This is a genomic window from Bacteroides faecium (genome assembly GCF_012113595.1).
GTDB lineage: Bacteria > Bacteroidota > Bacteroidia > Bacteroidales > Bacteroidaceae > Bacteroides > Bacteroides faecium.
Genome location: NZ_CP050831.1, coordinates 712793 through 732227, shown reverse-complemented (window position 1 = coordinate 732227; position 19435 = coordinate 712793). Strand labels below are relative to the sequence as shown.

Genomic DNA, 19435 nt, shown 5'->3' with positions numbered 1-19435 from the left:
ATTCTTTAATTTTCAACTTTCAATTTGCACCTTTCAACTTAGCAAGTCTGCTTTCAATCATACTTTCTATATCATCGTTACCTTGGTAATTCTGTTGCAGGCTCAATAGATACTGGCGTGCGTCAAGGTCTTTGCCCATAGCGGCATACACATCGGACAAAAGGACGAAGCTACGTGCCAGCCAATAAGCGTGCGGCGTGCTTTGTTCTATGTAGTTGAGCAGTTCCTTTTCCGCGGCAGCATATTCTTTCGCGTCATACAATGACTGTGCAACCAGATATTTAGCTTCCGCTCCGTATGGATTACGGGTGTCTTTTGCCAGTTCGCGGAAGTCGTCCATCGCTTTTTTATCCGCCTTTTGTTTGACATAAGCCTTAGCGCGATAGTAAAGAGCTTCATTTCTCAGTTCAGGACTGAGTTTGGCTTCTGCCAGTAAGTCGGTAGCAGCATGGATGGTTTCAATATCGTCCCTCAACAGGAAGGCGCAGCGGAGTATCCCTGTTTCAGCAAGCTGGCGACGTTCCACGTTGGTTGCTTTTTCTTTCAGCATCTTATAGCTAGCTAATGCTTCTGCCGTCTGTTGTTGGTTGAACTGCACTTCGGCACGCAGGATAAGGGCTTCTTCCGCAAACGGATTGTTTGGATATTCCAGTAATTTGCCAGAGTGGAGAAGAATCATATCATAGTTTTTCTGCTCGTTCCCAATCAGGCAAAGATAATAATGTGCATTCAAGCTGAAAGCTCCTTCCGGGAAAGTCTGCAAGTATTTGTTGAGACTCGTCTTTGCTTCTTCCATCCGTCCCCGCATATAAATCTTTTCTGCCGCGGCATAGGTCAGTGAATCCTGCTCGTTGGCATCAAAGCGGATATGTCCCGACATGGCATTTGCCAAAGCCGCAAATTCGTCTATACGGTTCAAGTCTACATAAATCGACTTCAAATCACGCATGGCCAGACGGGCTTCTTCACTACCCGGATATTTCTCGATGACCTGCTTGTAGGCTTCGATAGCTTGGTTGTAATCCTCTTTCTGATAATAGAGCAGTCCGATTTCCGCCGCAGCTTTCCGGCTGACCGGGCTTTCGGGGTATTTGTTCAGCAGTTCCTTGAAGGAAGTGATTGCCTGACTGTTATTGTCCATCAATACATAGGACCGCCCTTTCTCGTAAATAGCATTCACGGCATAAGGAGAAGCGGGATATTTTCCTACCAGCCGGTTCAGCAAAGTTATCTTGCCGGTATAGTCTTTCTGCAGGCCGGATACAAGAGCCAGTTGATAGAAAGAATAATCGCCGGAAGGAGTATTCATCTGTTCGGCTTGCGAATAATAATGTTTGGCTTCCTCGAAGTTGCGTACGTGCAAGTGGCAGTCACCGATACGGTTGTATGCATCGGCTAAAGCCGTTGCGTTTTCACCTTTCTCCAGTTGGACGTATTTTTGGAAGTAGTTGCTTGCTTGCGTATAGTCTTTCCGGTGGAAAGCGATATATCCCAGGTTATAATTGGCAAGCGCATACATTTCGTTATTGGGCTGGGTGGTCAGTTGCAGATAAGCGTTGAAATCGCGGGCTGCTTCCATCATCCGGTTGAGGCGATAATAGGATTCTCCACACCAATAGTAAGCATCTGCTTTTGTCTGACGATTGTATTGTCCGATGGCAATGGATTGGTTCAGATATTTCAAAGCCTGTTCAAAATCGGCATTGGCAAAAGATTGCGTACCTAATTGGAACAATATCTTCTGCTTGGCTTCCAGTATTTGTGCGCTTGGTTTGGCAATCCGGTCTATTGATTTCAAAGCCGCATCGTAGCTACGGGTATTCATGTAAACTTCCACCAGATAGCTGCTGACTTTCTCTGCATAAGGAGAAGTCGGAAATTCGTTCAGGAACTTCTCGAAGGCAGTAACGGATTCACCGAAAGCGGAGAAAGAAGTCTCATGCAGGCAGAGAGCGTAGTTGTAAGCCGCCTGTTCTTTGATTTGCATATTGGCGTTGGACGCTGCCGCCTGTTCGAAAGCCATGCGGGCTTTGTTCTTTTCTGCCAGTTGCAGATAGGAGAGTCCCATATGCAGGTAAGCATTCTGTGTGAGCGCGTCATTGGTAGTTGTCACTTTACCGAGTGTCTCGGCTGCTTTTGAATAGACTTTCGTCTGATAGTAAGAAAGTCCCAGCATATAAAGGGCATCTCGACGGGGAGCCGAATGGTCTTTATTCAAATATTCACTGAATGATTCTACTGCTTTGTGATATTGTCCGAAGTGGTAATAAGCATCTCCGAGGATACGGTACATTTCCGCTGCATGTTCATTGTTCGGATAAGCCGACAGATAATTCTGTGCTACAATCTGTGCCTTGTCATAGTTTTTGAGCTGTGCATAGATTTCAGCGATATAATAAGGTACGAGTGCTTTGTATTTCGAATCGTCTTGTAGCGGAAGGAAACCTTTCAATGCTTCGTTATAGCGTTTCTGTGTATATCGGATATAAGAAATATAATAATCGCAATCTTTTGCATATTTGGGACTGTTGGCACGGAGAGTCTCAAACCAGATGGCTGCTTCTCTCAGGTTATCCGTTTTCAGATAGCAGGTAGCCAATTGATAGGTGCGGTCGTCACGTTCTTCGCTGCCGAGCAAGTCGAGGTCAGTAGAATTAAAGAGTGCCATCGCTTCATTGTACTTTCCTTCGTAGAAATAGCAGGAAGCTAACAAAGAATAAATTCGATTGGCGTAAGGCGTATCGGGATAGCGGTCGAGATATTTGCGGAGCAATTCGATACGGTTCTTGTCATTTAACTCGTATGCCGAACTGACCAGCATATACTCCGCATCTTGAAGCAGGCTGGCTGTTGGCTTTTGTTTTACAAATGCCTTTAGTGCCGGCAGGGCAGCGGCATAATTCTTTTCCTGGAAAAGTTCTTTCCCTTCTTTATAAAGGTTGTCAGTCGAAGTGAACTTATCACCTGTCTGGGCAAATCCTATAATGGGTGCGCAGCAGATAGCCGCACAAATGAGTCTAGTAATTTCTTTTTTCATAATCGGGTATTTATGCAAAAGTACTACATATCTTCCAAAGACAATCCTTTGAAAGTTATTTTATAATCATTTAATTCTTTATGTAAAGTTTCGCTCTTCTTTTCCAACACGTTTTCCAACACGGAGATGCTTATATTTTTGGGGTTTCTTTTTACCTCTCCGATTAGGGCGGTTTTATTGAATCGGTTGAGGGCTGTCGGGTTTATCTCTATTTCTTTCTTTCGGTCATAAAATTTCATACTACAGGCTTTATTCTTAATGGCGGTTAATTTAATGGCCATTAAATTAATGACGATTACAAAGATAATGAAAGTCATGCTATTCTTCTCATTTTGAGTGGTGTAATATAATTATTTAAGATTATGGACTGATTGTGTGCTTTGGTCTTGAATGGTCTTTTTATAGGTTTTGGGCTAAATCCAACTTTTCATCAACTTCTCCGCTTTCAGCTTTCAGTTTCTTCTGTAATTTCCTATTCATCGCTGTTTCGGCTGAAAGCACTTGCTGAAATCACCTTGTTTTGCTTTCAGTTTTCCGATTTTGCAAAAACAGGGGCTCTGTTTAATAAAAATACAGGTTCTGTTCCCACACATCAGAACCTCTGTTCTTATAGATTAGAGGCTCTGATGTGCGGGAACAAAGGTGCTAATCCTTGGGAACAGAACCTCTGAACCGTGGGGAGAATTCGATATGCCCGGTGCTCAGAAGAGGTATGGGCTGGGGCTAGAATATATACATGCACAGCGCAGACATCAAGCTGTTTAGTGGGTATATATATCCATTGTGGTGGCTATATATGTACAGCACGGTGGCAATATATATACAGTACGGTGAATCTATATGTCCAATATGTTGGTTATGTAGATATATATTAGGATAGATGTGTGTTTAATTTATTTGTAGATTTTGCTGTTTCTTGAGAAGCTGAAGGCTGAAAGGCTATTTTTATGAGCGCTTTCAGCCGGGATGCCGATGAATAGGGATTTGCAGAGAAAACTGAAAGCTGAAAGCAACTTTCTCTACTTTTTGTTGGGTGGGATAAAAGGTATCAAAGAGCCTGCTCAAATTTAAACTAAGTACTTCTTCTATCTGATTCGTCTACTTCACTTGTTGAAGTCTTGTACTTCTTCTGTCTCGTTCTTGCACTTTACTTTGCCAGCTCTTGTACTTCACTTTCCCAACTCTTGTATTATTCTACAATCCACCTCTCAATATTCCTTGTCTGGCTACTGAAGTTAATCCCTATCTTGAATAACTTACGAGGGTCGGCTGTAAAAGGCTGCGCATAATTCTTTTCGTTTATTTGTCTGAGAGCCTCTTCGGCACTGCCTTCCAGTTTAAATTCCATTACATATATGAATTCATCGGTTTGCAACACGAGGTCAATACGACCTTGTGATGTACGGTACTCTGCCTTTACATAGAAACCGATAAGCTTGAAAACGATGAACAGTACATTTTGATAATGTAATTCCTGGTCGCGTATTAACTCATAGGGTGTATCGGCAAGAAAGCTTTGTAAACGGCGGAAGAAAGATTCATAATCACCACTCTCCACCTCGCGGACAAACTTTAGAATTCACTTACTTTGCCGAACTTGGTGACACCTGTCAGAAAGGCGAACTTTATGTAGCCGTCCATCGTTTTTATAGCTCCGTAAAAGGCTTGCAAAGTGTTGCGGAAAGCTTTTTGCAGTTCTTCGTTGCCGATAGCTTGCAGCATGGGTTTGTCATATTCATCTACGAAAATGGCAACACGATTTCCGGTCTGTTCATAAGCACGGCGGATGATGCCCTTGAAGCGGAGAGGCAACGAGGTTTCGGAGGGCTCGGTGCCGTACACCTTTTCCCATTTGTAAAGAGTATCGTTCAGAATATTTTCCAGACTTTCCAGGCTTTCGTACTTTTCCGTATTGAGGTCTATGTGCAATATAGGATGCTTTGTCCAGTCTTTTTCCAGTTTCTCTATCGCAAGTCCTTCAAAGAGTTCGCGCTTACCTTCAAAGTAGGCTTCGAGTGTAGACACTAACAAACTTTTCCCAAAGCGGCGCGGGCGGTTTAGGAAGAAGTAGCTGCCTGTCTTTACCATTTGATAAACTAAGGCAGTTTTATCGATGTAGAAATATCCGTCTCTGCGAATCTTCTCAAAGTTCTGTATTCCGATGGGGTAAATCTTGTTCATGACCAAGATAGATTTAGAATTCTAATGCTACAAAGGTACACCCTTTTTCCGCTTAGAACGCAATTTGCATACCGAAAGTTTAGTGAAGCCTCCAGTTAGTTATGTTGGCTCAGAAACCGTATAAGTCCCCGCCGGATGGAGTCCAACCCGAAATCTTCCGGACGTATCTCCGATAAAGGCAGGAAGAAGGAATCCGCCACATCATCCATTGCCGAGAAATGGCTCATATCTTCTACGGTACAAAGAAAGAACATATCAAGCGTGTGCACGGGAAACCCGGAGTAGATGTAAATATTGGGAAGTGAGAATTGGTAAATGGCTTGCTTCACTTTCAATCCGGTTTCTTCCAATACTTCACGGGCTACGCCTTCTTCCCCTGTTTCGTCCATATCAATAAAGCCGCCGGGAAGGTCGAGCGTACCTTTGGCGGGCTCTTTGGCGCGTCGGCAGACTAGCAACTCCTTCTTTTCATTCAGAATCAGCGCCACGGTAGCGGCAGACGGGTTGAAATAATAGACAAAGCCGCAATCGGCACATTTCTTGGATTTTTCATTGTTGACCTCGAAATGTGAGGAACCACATTCTGGGCAATATTGGAATTGGTCGAGAGGATGCTTCATAATTCTTTTGCAGATACTGCATTTTGGTTTTTTCGATTACAAAAGTACCTAAAAAAGCAAAAACGACAAACTTTGTGAGTGTATCGTTTTTGCCTGCCTTTCCTTTTTCCCTCAAAGAAGATGTTCCTTTGCATTATTTTACTTGGAACTTTTCTAAACTTTCTCCAACGAAAGGTGCTTTATTTGAATTAGTAACCAACATTGTACTATGTATTTTATTATATCCGTATTGTTTGTTCCATACATCTTTGTTAGCTAATTGTATACTGTATTCCCAACGTGCCGCAATGGTTGGTCTGGGGTCGGGAAGATTCAAATAAATATCATATTCACCGCTTGGCATTGATTCCGGCAGTCCGAATCGAGCCTGAATGGTAATCTGCTCATTCGGAAACCAGAAGCGCGGATCTTCTTTAAGTTTGATCTTATACTTGTTCTCTTTCTTCTTTTTGTGGACAAATACAATCTCGACATCTCTCGGATTAAATGGGGCAGCCCAACCTGTATTCTGTAACTTTAACACCACCTCATAAGGACAACCTATTTCTCCTTTGGGAGTAAAGTACCCTTCGGAGAGAGTGAAGCGATAACCTAAACGCTTTTGTATTTCCTTCATGCATTGTTCGTCCTCCCATTGGTTGATGACTGCGGGATGATAATCAATATTAATATACGACCAATGGTATTTGGCAAAGTCTGTAACAGCATTCTCGCAGTTCGAATATTCCGACAGTTTGCAGGTTTCTCCTCCCATGGCTACATATTTTGTTTCCCATTCCCAGAATTTTCTGTAATCAGGATTCTCTCCGAAAGTTCCCATGTCATCTATGTCGGCCAGAAAACAGTCGTTGTGAAAAGCTATACGAGATAAGTCGGATTCATTATAAGCCGTTTTCCTGGTAATGGTGTCGGTGTAGTTAATATTGAAAGTAAATAACTTGGCTACCGGATACCGTACACTTATCATTCTGTCCTTGGGCATTACTTTCAGAAGGGCATCCAGTACCTTACGGCGGGGAGCATACTCTCCCTTTTTAGGCTGGTAGTTGTAATGGTCGGTATAATACCATTCTCCCCATACCCCGACAAATCCGGCTTCGAGTACACATATCACATCCGAAAATTCTTCCAGAATAGGTTTTAGCTGTTGGATATGCTGTTCCGTGAGTTCCCAGGGAGCATCCCATGGCTTCTCGTTTTCGGACGAAGTATATGCAAAGCGTAATACGGATTTCGCTCCTCCTTTTCTGAGAGCCAGCATATTGTTGCGTATCCGTTGCAGATATTCTTCGGAGATCAACTTATCTTTGAAATCTCTCATATAGTAGGCGGTGAATATAAGGCTCATGCCTTTCTCCCGACATTCTTTCAAGAAGGCGGGGGTAATGGAGTGGTTATTGTCCGTGGCATATTCCTGGTGAGTGAAGAATCCTCTCTCCGGGTTGCAAATTATTTCCTCCGAGGGTTGGTATGTTACTTTCTCCAGTTGATCCGGCGCACTGGAAGCGGGAGATTCTGTTTCTTCTTTGGAGTTTACTTTGTCATTGCAGAAAGTCAATAACAGAGCCGGAATACAAAAAAGAGATAAGAAGAGTCTTTTCATGGGATACTATATATGAAGTGTGAATATTCGGGATTATTTAACTTCTACAAACCAGGGAAGCCGTGAAAGAGGGACATCGAGGGTATACGTTTTACCTCCTTTATAGACTTTTCCCAGATCATCTTTCCATTTACCTTTGGGGAGTTTTACTGTACGTGTATTGCCGCTGGACATAATGGGGGCTACCAGGTATTTATCCCCCAACATATACTGGTCCCTGCATTCTTCAAATCCCTGATTAGGGAAGACATAATCCATGTGGCGTACAATGGGTTCTCCTGTAATAGAGGCATTTTTTGCCTGTGAGAGTATATAATCACCCAGTTGCTCATGCCATTTGGCATACTTGATGCACGTTTCCAGGTTCTCTTTATTTAGAATCCGCCAGGGGGCTACCGAAAACTGCATCATCGGCATCATGGAATGTATCTGGCAGGAACGTACAATCAATGTCTGGTCAAAACCGGACGCATCAATACCCTGAAAACTGGAATATTCTCCGCCTCCAATCATGTCGGGACAGGCATACGAATATCCCAACAGACCGGCAGCTATCATTGAGGGTACCAGACTTGCCACTCCGTCCCATGAGTATTTCTTGTCGCCCAGGCGTTGCACTAAAGGCTGGCCGCCTAATTTCCAACAGGCGCGGAATTCGTTATATGGAAATTCGAGCCCCAACTTGGCCCATAAATAAGTCTGTTCGGTATCATACGATTGGCGGTCGAAAACATCTACCTCTTTTTCCGGATATCTTTCCGGGTCTCCTGCATCGAATTTGAAACCGTCGATATGATAGTCTTGTTGCATTTTCTTGAGCGTATTCCGTAAATGGTTATAAGCGTCGGGATTGCTCAGGTCATAGCAGGCACTGGAACCGTTCCACCAATCGAGAATTGCCGGCTGGTCACTACCTTTTCTTTTTACCAGATATCCCTTCGCCTTTAGATACCTGAATTCTTCGCTATCGGGTGACACAAACGGACTTACCCATAACATCACTTTAAATCCCATGGCATGAAGTTCGTCAACCATTGCTTTGGGGTTCGGAAACTTGTCCGGGCGGAAGTTGAAGTTTCCGTAATCTTTTTGCCAGTTATCGTCAATCATCAGTATGCCGGTAGGAAATCCGTTGTCGATAATACTTCTTGCATATTTCAGGATATCCTCTTGATTCTGATTATATATAAGCTCTATCCAGGTATTGTATTGCGGCTTTGAGAAGAACAGTTCGGGCGGCAATATACCGGCGGGTGGGAGATACTTTCCGGAAGCGGTCAGGTAAGCCTCTTTTAATGTGTTTCCTGCGGTAGCGTGCTCTATTGTTCCTCTGGCGGATTCTATGCGGATTTTGCCGTCTCTCAGTTGAAACCGGAATGGACCGTCACACCAGATATAACGCCCCTTATTCGAGATAAGTAACGGGGTAGTCTGGTTATTAAAATTCTGGGTTTGCAGGTCGGCTTCTATTGTGTTATCGCAGAAAGGCATTTTATTGCCGAGGTCAGTAGCTCCTCCCCACCATTTTTCATTGGGAAGGATTTCTATTTCTTTTACCTGTTGTGGCAAAGCAGTTGTAGCGAGACTGAATGCCAGGATACTGAGGATTAATTTCTTCATAATATAAATATTAATGTGACTAATGCTTGATAAATTCGGAAGGTGAACTGCCGAATTGCTCTTTAAATGTTCTTGTGAAATAAGACGGACTTTCGATTCCGACAGCATAACCGACTTCACTGATTGACATATCGGTGGTTCTTAACAATTCTGCTGCCTTGTCCAACCGAATCTTACGGATGTAATTTCCCAAAGACATTCCGGTTGCCGATTTGATAAAGCTATATAATTTGGTCCTGTTCATCCCAAGTTCGAGGCAGAGGTGGTCGACAGAGAATTGCTGGTCGGTTAGATTGGCATTAACCAACTCCACTAGTTTGTCAAACACTTCTCTTTGTTTCTTGTCTTGAATCTCCTGCCGGACGTTGTTGGCGGTAGGCAGATTCCGCATCTGATGACTTTTATTGAGAAGATTGCGGACGTTTGCTTTGAGAAGTCTGGGGTTGAAGGGTTTGGGGATGTACGCATCCGCTCCCATTTCAATCCCTTCAATCTGGTCCTCAACCTGCGATTTTGCAGTAAGCAGAATAATAGGAATAAAACAAGTCTGTAAGTTCTTCTTTAGAGTTGCACACAGTTCTATGCCGTTCATTCTGGGCATCATTACGTCTGAAATGATAATGTCCGGGAGGCTGCGGTTACATTTGTCCAAGGCTTCCTGTCCATCAATAGCCATGATGATATTATAGTCTTTTACGAAATACTCCCTTAATATCATAAGTATTTCGTGGTTGTCGTCCACCAGCAGAATCGTAGGTTTGCCTTCCATATAAATAGCTGTGGTCTCTTCTATCTCCAATGGTTCGTACTCTACTGCATAGTTTGATAAATAGTCTTTTAGTACGAAAGTACTTTCTTCTATCTTTTCCTCTTTGGCCAGATAGGTGTCCGATATCGGCAGGGCTATGATGACTTCGGTTCCTGCATCCGGCTTGCTGCTGATGATAATTCCGCCGTGGTGGAGTTCGATAAGGGATTTGACCAAAGATAACCCGATGCCCGAACCGGTATGCTGTTTACCTGTATTATTTTGCACCTGATGAAAACGTTTGAAAATGGTAGGCAGTACGGCTTTCTCCATGCCAATCCCTGTATCGCTCACTCTTATTATCGCCTGTTCGCCGGGAATCATATCTTTGGTATTCCAGAAAGAATCCTTATAGCGGGGAACAATGTCATTCACGTATCCTTTAGCAACCTGAATGTTGATTTCGCTGCCGGCATGAGAATAGCGTATACTGTTGGAAAGGATATTCGACAGTATTTTACCGAAATGCTCCGGGTCTATCCACATCCCGATCTCCGGATTGTCAATTTGTAAGTTCACATGGATGTCGGAGGCTTCCGCCCAGCCTTTGAATTCTTCGTAAATATCGCTCACGTATTCAGGAATAGAAGTATAGGTCGTCCTGAGTTGGGCGGACTTCACTTCTGCCCGGTGAAAATCAAGCAGTTCGTTGACCATGTTCGACAGTTTGCCTGTATTATGCTTTATGATATTTACATATTTGTTTGTGCAAATGTCCTCGTCTTCAGCAATCTCATTGATAGCGTGGCTTATCAAGGTCAGCGGGGTCCGGAACTCATGAGAAACATCCGTGAAGAATCTCATTTTCATTTGCATCATTTCCTCTTTCTGTCGTTCCTGTTCTTTCTGCATGGAAATCGTATTCTTCATCTGAGTCCACTTGATGAAGTAACGGAAACCTACGTAGAACAGTCCCAGAATGGCGAGAATATATAGGGTATAAGCCCACCAAGTCATCCAGAAAGGGGGTTGGGAGTAAATCTGCAATGCATATTGTTCATTACTCCATATTTGCCAGTCGCCTGCTTCCACCAGTAAGGTATGCGAACCGAACGGAATTTTCTGATAAGCTACGGCTGGTTCCTTGCCTGCTTCTATATATCGCCATTCATTATCATATCCTTCCAGTTTGTAGCGGTAGCGTATGTGGTGCTGGTTACTGTAAGATAATGAGGTGAAGTTGACGGAGAAATTATTATCAGGATACTTGAGTTCAAGACTGTTGGAAAATTCGATGTCCGAGTCTACAGGTTTTCCGTTGATATGGCAACCGGTAAAGTAAACACGATATGAGGTGTTATGCGGAGTTTCGGCAATAGGAGTGAAGTAGTTCAGGCCGTGGGCTCCTCCGAAGTATAAGTTTCCTTCGTCATCCTTGGCGGAAGAGGAAGTACCGAACACATAACTTTGTAAGCCATCGTTTGTGTCGAATACATTGAAGCGTTTTATCCCGTCGTCGAAGTAGTTCAGATTAAAGCCTCCGCACCATACACGCCCGAACTTGTCGACTTCGATACTCTCTATGTCGTTGGACGTCGCTCCGGCCTCTATCCCGTAACTTTCGGCTGAGTAGTCATAAATCCCGTTGGGCCTGTCTATCAGTGTCACTTTGTTAAGTCCGTTGCCCATGGTGCCTATCCAGTAAGTAGAGTCACTTCCCTTGTCGATAGGCCAGATGTAGTTACTGCTTAAACTGTTCTCGTCGTTCTCTCTCGCCAGATATTTGACGATACGGACTACCTTGCCTTCATTATCGAATATGATACGGTTGATACCCATTGCCGATGTGATAATGAGTTCATTTTTAGTTGTATCGCTATATATGTTGTGAAGCAAGTCGGTGGACAGATTACAGGGAGCGGGGGTCCGGCTGGTATAGGTCATCGTGTTTTTCCATAGACCGTTGATCTCTTCGAAACACTCCAGTCCGGCATACGTCGTGACCCACAAACGGTTGAACTTGTCGAAATCCAGCCAGAAAATATAACCGCCGTTGATTGTCCGCAGTGAGTGGGTAACTTCTCTTGTCTTTTTATTGATAATGATGATATTATCTCTGACAGCTGCATAGATATTCCTGCTATCCGACTGTATACTTGTGATACTCGGAAATAACTGGGGAAGGTGACAATAATCCCATATCACTTCTTTTGTTCTGATATCGAAACTGCTCAATCCGCCAAACTTGCTTCCCATATATACATGGCCATCCTTGCTGTAATGTACGGAACTGATAAATTCGGAACCGATACTTGTATCGGACGTTCTGAAAGGACTGTATCTGACTGTTTTGAAAAAACGGGCCCTTGTATTGGCATAAGACACGCCTGCGGTCCAGGCGGATACCCATAGATTATTGTCCCTGTCGAGGAAGATATTGTTGATGTCACTTCCTACCGAATAGGGATTGGACGGTGAGTGCTTATGTTCCATGACAGAGGTGGACTCATTGCTTTTCCATACTTGGAAAAGTCCTTCGTTTGCTCCTATCCATACATATTCGGGGTCAACACATAAGGACAGTACCCCACCCGGAGTATGGAACATGACCTGCTTGGCAAGTGTATAACTGCCGTCGTTTTCGATTTTATATTTAGCCAGATGTTCCTGATAGATGATCCATAAATCTCCGTTATCATAACAAATATCCCTGACTCCCGATCCTATGTTATTATTGATATTGCCGGAAAACTTCAGTTCTCCCTCAGCGTCAACCTTGTAGGCGGACAGATACCTTTTTCCCGAAATCCAGGCATTTCCCAAGCTGTCTGTTGTCACCTTCGGGTTCAATTCGTCGGAAATATAATTGTAAGCGTCTCCTATCTTTCTGGCAGAAATGACCGGTTCCCCGTTATCTTTTTCGGAAGATTCAACCTTTACCAATCTGATTTGGTTATCCGATATGAGCCATAACTGATTACCAATGCCCTGCTTGAGCACCCTGACTTTGGAATAAAAGGCGGGATCGGGTTGAGCCTCTGTCCGGTAACTGACAAATTGCTTGGTTCTGATATCAAAACAAGCCAGTCCGGCTTCCGTAGCCAGCCAGATATAGCGGCCTACTATCTGAATACTATAAACCCTGTTATAATAGACTGAATTTATAATACCGTTTTCGTACTTGTAGGAATCAATGGAATATCCGTCGTACCGATTAAGCCCTCTATGGCTTCCGAACCACATATATCCTAAGGAGTCTTGTACGATACAGGTCACGTTATCGTGTAGCAGTCCCTCGTTTCTGGTCAGATGACGGAACAGGAGTTCTTCCTGTGCATTGCCGGTTATGAATGCACAGGAAAGAACGATAAGTGACAGAATGATTTGTTTATAATATCTCATAAGCAAAAAACGTCTGTGTTATGGACGAACGGTTATGTCAATGGTAGAGAACTGAGTGTTGTAATCATATTCACTCGCATGAATATTGTTTCCTACATTGTCTTTATACCCGCTATCCGAATAGTTTTTCATACTTGTATTGGTGCCTATTACGACTACCTGATAATTACCCGGTTGCGTATACGTATATTGATATTTCAATATTCCGGAGTTGTCATTGATGTTCAGAGACTGGCCTGTGGAGAACGGAATATAGTCTATATCACCATAACTTGCGGAAGCTATGTAGTAATCGCCTAAATATCCGGCATTATTACTAGGGGTAAATAAGATCTGTATGTATGACAATGTACCCATGGTTTTTCCCGTAGCTCCCTGCCAGGCGTCTATAACACTCGACAAATCAACGGAGTAGTCCGTAAACGCGGTATTGGGATTCCAGTATATGTCCCAGACGGTTTCATCTCTGAATATAACCTCCGTTTCACCGACTCCAATGCCGCCGAGGCGGATGACTACCTGAAAGGTTGTTATGTCCGGACGCTGTTCTCCCGAACTGACATCTCCCAGGATGTCTTTGTCGAATCTCATCCGTAAATTCAGCTTTTTGTTTGTTCCCAGCTTGGCGTCCGTATGCAGGCGGAGTGCTTGATACCACCATTCGGGATGAACGGATGTGATTTTCAGTACATTCTGCTGAATGGACTCGTCATACTTGATTTCAGCTTCCGAACCTATCAGGTTATCGCCACTGCCTGCGTTCACAACTTCTGCGAGATTGTCCGTAATGGAAGTGGAACCGGCAGGGGTATCGGCAAAGTTACAATTATACGGCGTAATTTCCGGATCGATAGGGCGATAATTGTTGTTTTGTAAATCATCGTTGGTTTTTCCTTGCAGCAGATAGTAGGCACTGCTCTTGTAGTCGTGTCCGTCGTCTCCGGTGTAAATGGATACAGCCATTGCATTATGCCGGATACTGAATGTAACGGGTTCTCCTACCTTTACCTCTGTCTTGTCTGCACTGGCGGAGATATGTAAGCTGGGGGCTTCCTCTTCATTGCACGCAATAAATGTAGTTGCTGCGAGCAGAAGTATGAATTTAGTATAGGTTGTTTTCATTCTCTTATCGTTTTAAGTTGACACAAAAGATTAATATCCCGGGTTCTGAGTCAGGTTCTTGTTCACATCTATTTCACTCAAAGGCACGGGCAATAACATATTGCGGGATTGGATATTCTCCGGAGCTCCGGGAGTTGTGATTTCCCGTTCCGTATTACTGATGAACGGGTTGTATTGCCGCCATGCCTGCATCTGCTTTACCAGGATGCCACGGCGGACGAGGTCGCACCACCTGTCAGTCGACTCGGCTACTAGTTCGCGTGCCCGTTCGTTAAGTATTTCAGTTCTGAAGGCTGTATAATCATCGCCGTATCTGTTATACTCCCAGGCAGTTCTCACTCCGTCGTAGATATAACCGTATGCTCCGGGTTTCCAGTCGGGTACACATTCGTCTACTTCGGTAGCATAGTCGGTAATTAATTTACGGGGCAGTACATCCTGGTGCATAATGCCTTCGTTGGCGATTCGCGAACGTTTGCGCACAAGGTTGACAGCGTCGTAAGCAGACTGTATGGAGATTCCGCTCATGTCCATTCCTGAAGAAGGTCGGTAGTCGCCGGGACCGTGGTTGACTTCGTTGTATGCTTCCGCGTACATCAGTAATACGTCCGCATAGCGGAGCAGAGGTTCATCCATACCGAAGTTGGTGTAATTGTATGATGAAGGGTCTGCCAACGGATATCGTCTGAATTTGCCGATACTCCATTGAAGCCAGTTATTGTTTTCCGTGGCCTCGCTCAGCTTCTGGTCGCCCCTTGTGTCCCAATACATCTTGTAGTCCCAGCCCCATAACGTTCCGTCATCTTGTATGGTCATTCGCGGGCAGTTCCATAAACGGCGGATAGAGTCGCTCGGTTCATACATCATGCGGTGGTAGTCCGAACTTGAGATGTTATCCCACGAACCTCCGAGATTTTGGTTGCCTCTGATACCGAACATCATGCCTGTCCATGTTCCCGTATCGTCACCTGTCAATCCCTGAACACACCACAAAACTTCATCCGGTGCCTTGTCCCGGGTCTTGGCATTGAATACATCCGGATAATAGTCCACCAGTTTGTAACGTCCGCCCTGAATAACAGCACTTGAATGTTCGAGTGACTTCTCGAAATTGTCGGCTGCATTGCCTAGTATTTCTTTCCCGTCCCGTTGTGCTACGCTACCCAGCCATAAATATACTTTAGCCAGAAAACCATGGCAGGCGTCTTTGGTCAATCTGCCGTATTGATAGCCTTTTGAAGTGTCACCCTTATCCATTGTGTGACTGATACAGTATTCGAAATCCTCTATGATTTGCCGGAATACTTCTTTCTGCGGAGTGCGTGTCACCTCCAGTCCGTCAAGAGATTTGGTATCGGTCAATACCAGCGGCACATCACCAAACCACCTGACAAGGTCGAAATACAGGAAAGCACGGATGCCATGTGCCTGTCCGACATATCTTTCCCAGTTGTTGATTTTCTCTTTGTTGGCAGTCACGTTGTCTATCACAGAATTGCAGTCTTTTATCACTGCATAGTGATTTTGCCACATACCGGCGATATATGTGTTCTCAGAACCGTATGTAAAGTTACTCAGTCCGCTTGCTTCGTCCCAGCTTGCGCGTTTCAGCAAGTCGTTGGGGATTTGCTTTATATTGTATCCCGTCACCCACGAATCGGATAATCTGCGGTAAACACCATTAATGGCTTGCCGCGCATCGGATTCACTGTTGTAGAAATTGTCAGTTGTCAGCTTGCCTTTGGGGTCTTCTTCCAGAAAATCGGAGCAGCCACAAATGTTCAGGCATACAAGCATTGCAATTAATATGTTAAACTTATTCATGTCCTTGTTCTTTTATGATTAAAACCCTAGTTCGATTGAAAGCGAGAAGGAGCGTGGTCTCGGGTACGGGCTCATGTCGAGTCCGGGAGCCAGACGGGCTACTGTTCCGTAACCGGTATTTGCCTCGGGGTCGAAGCCGGAGTAACGGGTCCAGAGCCATAAGTTCGTTCCGGTCAGTGCTATGCGCATTTTGGAGAGTCCCATTTTGCCGGTTAACTTGGCGGGGAAGGTATAGCCCAGGGTCAGGGTTTGCAGACGTAAGAATGAACCGTCTTCTACCAGATCACTTCTAAGTACGCTTTCTCCCCAGGTTCCTCGGCCGTACAAAGGATAATTATTAGTGGGGGTGTTGGCAGACCATACATCTTTGTAGACACTCTTCAATACGTTGTTGATACTAGTCGTTCCTACGAGATAGTAGGCGTTGCCGTTTACTACGTCGTTGCCGTATGACCAGCGGAAGAAGGCATACAAGTCGAAACCTTTATAAGAGAATGTATTCCCGATTCCTCCTGTATGTTTGGGGTTGACATCCGCAATCGGTGTACGGTCGTTCGAGTCGATAACACCGTCTTTATTGACATCGACAACTTTGAGTTGTCCCAATCCGAGGTTAGGGCCGGGGTATCCGTTGATGACTTCGGTATCATTGTTGTAAGTTCCGTCGCTGATATAGCCGTAATAGATACCTACCGGCATTCCTACTCTGAGCAGGACATCACTGGTAATTTTGGCATTAATCCCTCTGTCGTAGAATTGCTGGTATTGTCCCTTGTCCAGTGACAGAATTTTGTTCTTGTAGAAGGAGATATTGAAGTCCGTCGACCAATTGAAAGCGCCTTTAAACCAGTTTGCGTTAATGGCGAACTCCATACCCTTGTTCTCCATTGAACCTGCATTTTTCCAGGCTTTGGTATAGCCGGAAGTAGAAGGAATGTTTACTTGCAGTAACATATCGTCAATCCTTTTGTAGTAAAAGTCTGCCGTAATAGAGAAACGGTTATCCAATACGCCGAAATCGAATCCGATGTTGTACTGTTTCTGGCTTTCCCATTTCAGGTCGTCATTCGTTACGTTGGAAGGATAACGCCCGATTTCCACCGTGCTTCCGTTCATTACCACCTTATTATTTTCCAACTGGGATAAAGATTGATAAGAGGGAATCTGATTATTACCCGTCATACCGAAGCTAGTGCGTACCCTCAGGTTGGATATGAAATCAAACTTCTTGATGAATTCTTCTTCAGAAGCGCGCCATGCGACACTGACAGCAGGGAAATAGCCGTATTTGTTATTGGCTCCGAACTTGGAAGAGCCGTCGACACGCAAAGAGGCATTTAATACATATTTATTGTCGAAAGTATAGGTTCCCCTACTGATAAACGATACCATTTGATTGCTGTCATACGTGTATTTGGGAGCGTAAGTGACCAGCCCCTTGTCTATTCCCCATATACCGACAGCCATGTCTTCGAAGTTTGTTGATTTGTTGTAGACATCTTTCATCGACCATTTGCTGGCCTCAAAAGCTCCCATTAGTGAGAAAGAATGCTTCTTTATGCTTTTCGCATATTGCAGCCGTGCTTCATATACCCAACTGTTTTCTTCCCGGTTACTGATTTCCATGCGTCCCCTTTCCGATTGCCCGTACCAGGTATCCGAACCCCAGAGCTTGTCCTGATCCATGGAATACTGGCGATAAGAGGCGCTGGTACTGAACGTGAGGTCTTTCAATATCTTATAGTTGAAGTAGATATTACCATTGAGCTCACTATACCGATTGTTGATATTGACCTGATCGACTGCTACCAGAGGGCTCATTATGTTCACGTTACTGTAATTCATGATATCTGCCAGTCCCGGATAAAACAGGAAAGGAGAAATCTGCAAGGCATTGAGAATGACTCCCGACTGTGACCAGTCGCTGACCGGATTCTTGTCTTTAGAGGTAGAGTAAGACAGATTAATACCGATATTGATTTTGGAATTGACCTCCTGATTCAAGTTCAGGCGTGAGGTGAAACGGTCGAATGCAGACCGTTTGATAATTCCCGTATTATTCAGATATCCGAGTGAGAGCATATAGGTTGTTCCTTTGGTTCCTCCGGATATACTTGCGTTTGCTTCGTATTTTTTCGCTGTCCGGGTAATTTCATCCATCCAATTGTGTACGGACGGGTTGTTCCAACCTTTGTTGTCAATCACGTTTTGCCAGAAATTGATGAGGTTCGGACTATCGTATGTTCCGTAATCAAGCATCTTCTTTGCGTACTCTTCCGGAGATAATACTTCCAACGGAATATTTGGATTCATATCCAGACCTCCTGTCAGACTGAACGAGAATTTAGGTTTGGTAGAGGCTGCTCCCCGTTTGGTGGTGATGATGACAACGCCATTGGCTCCTTTGGCACCATAAATAGCTGCCGCCGCTGCGTCTTTCAGAATCTCCATGGATTCGATGTCGTTCGGGTTCAATCCTAACAATGGATTATTCACCGTTTCGGTATCTTCATTGGTGATCTGTTGAGTAGGCATGGGGACACCGTCGATGACAAACAGAGGTTGGGTTCCGCCTGTGATAGAGTTGACACCTCTGATTCTGAAGGTCATTCCGCTCGATAACGAACCGTCTGTCGGGATAATCTGCACACCGCTGATTTTGCCTTGTAGTGCTTGCAGGGTTTGCGCCGAACTGCTTTTGGCAATATCTTTTATATTAACTGACGCAACAGCGGTTGCAATGTCGCTTTTTCTCTGGCTACCGTAGCCTACGACTACTACCTCGTCCATTTCTGTTACTGACGGATCCAGCGTTATATTAAACTTGCGGTTCTTGCCGATAGCCACTGTCTTGGGTTTATATCCCAGATAACTGATGACAATCTTTTCGGAAGGAAGTGCTTTTAGAGTGAACTTTCCTTCTAAATCTGTAATTACGGCGTTGGTAGTGCCTTCGATATTTACCGTAGCACCGATCAGAGGTTCGCTCTTCTCATCCAACACTTGCCCTGAAATAGTTACTTGCTGTGCTAATACTACCGTCATGTGGAGCATTAGGAACAATGTGCTTAATAGTACCTTTCTCTTCATAGTGCAGATATTAAAGTTTATAATAAGAATGAATACAAATAGACTTAAATGGTGATGCAAATAAAGCGATTTATAATATTCGAGCTTTGACTTATAGTACTTTTCTCTTGACCAAATTACAAACTTCTCTTTTAAATTATCTCCGTACACCTTAAAATTAGGGGAGAGTACTGCTTATTTATAAATAG

9 protein-coding genes and 1 pseudogene are annotated in these 19435 nt (G+C 44.2%); all 10 read right to left on the bottom strand.

The window, feature by feature from the left end:
- Window positions 1–19: 19 nt before the first annotated feature.
- The gene (locus tag BacF7301_RS02920) at window positions 20–3037 is read right to left on the bottom strand and encodes a tetratricopeptide repeat protein (protein WP_167960034.1); all 3018 of its coding nucleotides are present in this window, start codon (window positions 3035–3037) and stop codon (window positions 20–22) included.
- A gap of 23 nt (window positions 3038–3060) precedes the next feature.
- Complete coding sequence (locus BacF7301_RS02915; protein ID WP_245208321.1) at window positions 3061–3276, bottom strand: hypothetical protein; 216 nt, start codon at window positions 3274–3276, stop codon at window positions 3061–3063.
- Window positions 3277–4226: 950 nt separating this feature from the next.
- Window positions 4227–5218, bottom strand: a pseudogene (locus BacF7301_RS02910) (ATP-binding protein).
- Window positions 5219–5313: 95 nt separating this feature from the next.
- Window positions 5314–5838, bottom strand: a complete 525-nt coding sequence (locus tag BacF7301_RS02905) for an NUDIX hydrolase (protein ID WP_167960032.1) — start codon at window positions 5836–5838, stop codon at window positions 5314–5316.
- A 133-nt stretch (window positions 5839–5971) separates the two neighbouring features.
- Window positions 5972–7441: a DUF4832 domain-containing protein gene (locus tag BacF7301_RS02900; RefSeq protein WP_167960030.1), complete on the bottom strand. Its 1470-nt coding sequence runs from the start codon at window positions 7439–7441 to the stop codon at window positions 5972–5974.
- Between the two features lie 33 nt (window positions 7442–7474).
- On the bottom strand, window positions 7475–9061 hold the full coding sequence (locus BacF7301_RS02895) for a glycoside hydrolase family 31 protein (protein WP_167960028.1): 1587 nt from the start codon (window positions 9059–9061) through the stop codon (window positions 7475–7477).
- A gap of 19 nt (window positions 9062–9080) precedes the next feature.
- Window positions 9081–13211 (bottom strand): hybrid sensor histidine kinase/response regulator transcription factor, encoded by a 4131-nt coding sequence (locus BacF7301_RS02890; protein ID WP_167960026.1) that lies wholly within the window; start codon window positions 13209–13211, stop codon window positions 9081–9083.
- A gap of 18 nt (window positions 13212–13229) precedes the next feature.
- Entirely contained in the window at window positions 13230–14333 is a 1104-nt protein-coding gene (locus BacF7301_RS02885) for a DUF5017 domain-containing protein (protein WP_167960024.1), read from the bottom strand.
- Between the two features lie 30 nt (window positions 14334–14363).
- Complete coding sequence (locus tag BacF7301_RS02880; RefSeq protein WP_022043278.1) at window positions 14364–16157, bottom strand: RagB/SusD family nutrient uptake outer membrane protein; 1794 nt, start codon at window positions 16155–16157, stop codon at window positions 14364–14366.
- 18 nt (window positions 16158–16175) lie between these two features.
- Window positions 16176–19247: a SusC/RagA family TonB-linked outer membrane protein gene (locus tag BacF7301_RS02875; protein ID WP_167960022.1), complete on the bottom strand. Its 3072-nt coding sequence runs from the start codon at window positions 19245–19247 to the stop codon at window positions 16176–16178.
- Window positions 19248–19435 lie beyond the last annotated feature (188 nt).

Bases quoted from the DNA above. Each gene is read 5' to 3' on its own strand.
- BacF7301_RS02915 (WP_245208321.1), bottom strand. From the start codon at position 3,276: ATGAAATTTTATGACCGAAAGAAAGAAATAGAGATAAACCCGACAGCC.
- BacF7301_RS02875 (WP_167960022.1), bottom strand. From the start codon at position 19,247: ATGAAGAGAAAGGTACTATTAAGCACATTGTTCCTAATGCTCCACATG.
- BacF7301_RS02880 (WP_022043278.1), bottom strand. From the start codon at position 16,157: ATGAATAAGTTTAACATATTAATTGCAATGCTTGTATGCCTGAACATT.
- BacF7301_RS02905 (WP_167960032.1), bottom strand. From the start codon at position 5,838: ATGAAGCATCCTCTCGACCAATTCCAATATTGCCCAGAATGTGGTTCC.
- BacF7301_RS02885 (WP_167960024.1), bottom strand. From the start codon at position 14,333: ATGAAAACAACCTATACTAAATTCATACTTCTGCTCGCAGCAACTACA.
- BacF7301_RS02895 (WP_167960028.1), bottom strand. From the start codon at position 9,061: ATGAAGAAATTAATCCTCAGTATCCTGGCATTCAGTCTCGCTACAACT.
- BacF7301_RS02890 (WP_167960026.1), bottom strand. From the start codon at position 13,211: ATGAGATATTATAAACAAATCATTCTGTCACTTATCGTTCTTTCCTGT.
- BacF7301_RS02920 (WP_167960034.1), bottom strand. From the start codon at position 3,037: ATGAAAAAAGAAATTACTAGACTCATTTGTGCGGCTATCTGCTGCGCA.
- BacF7301_RS02900 (WP_167960030.1), bottom strand. From the start codon at position 7,441: ATGAAAAGACTCTTCTTATCTCTTTTTTGTATTCCGGCTCTGTTATTG.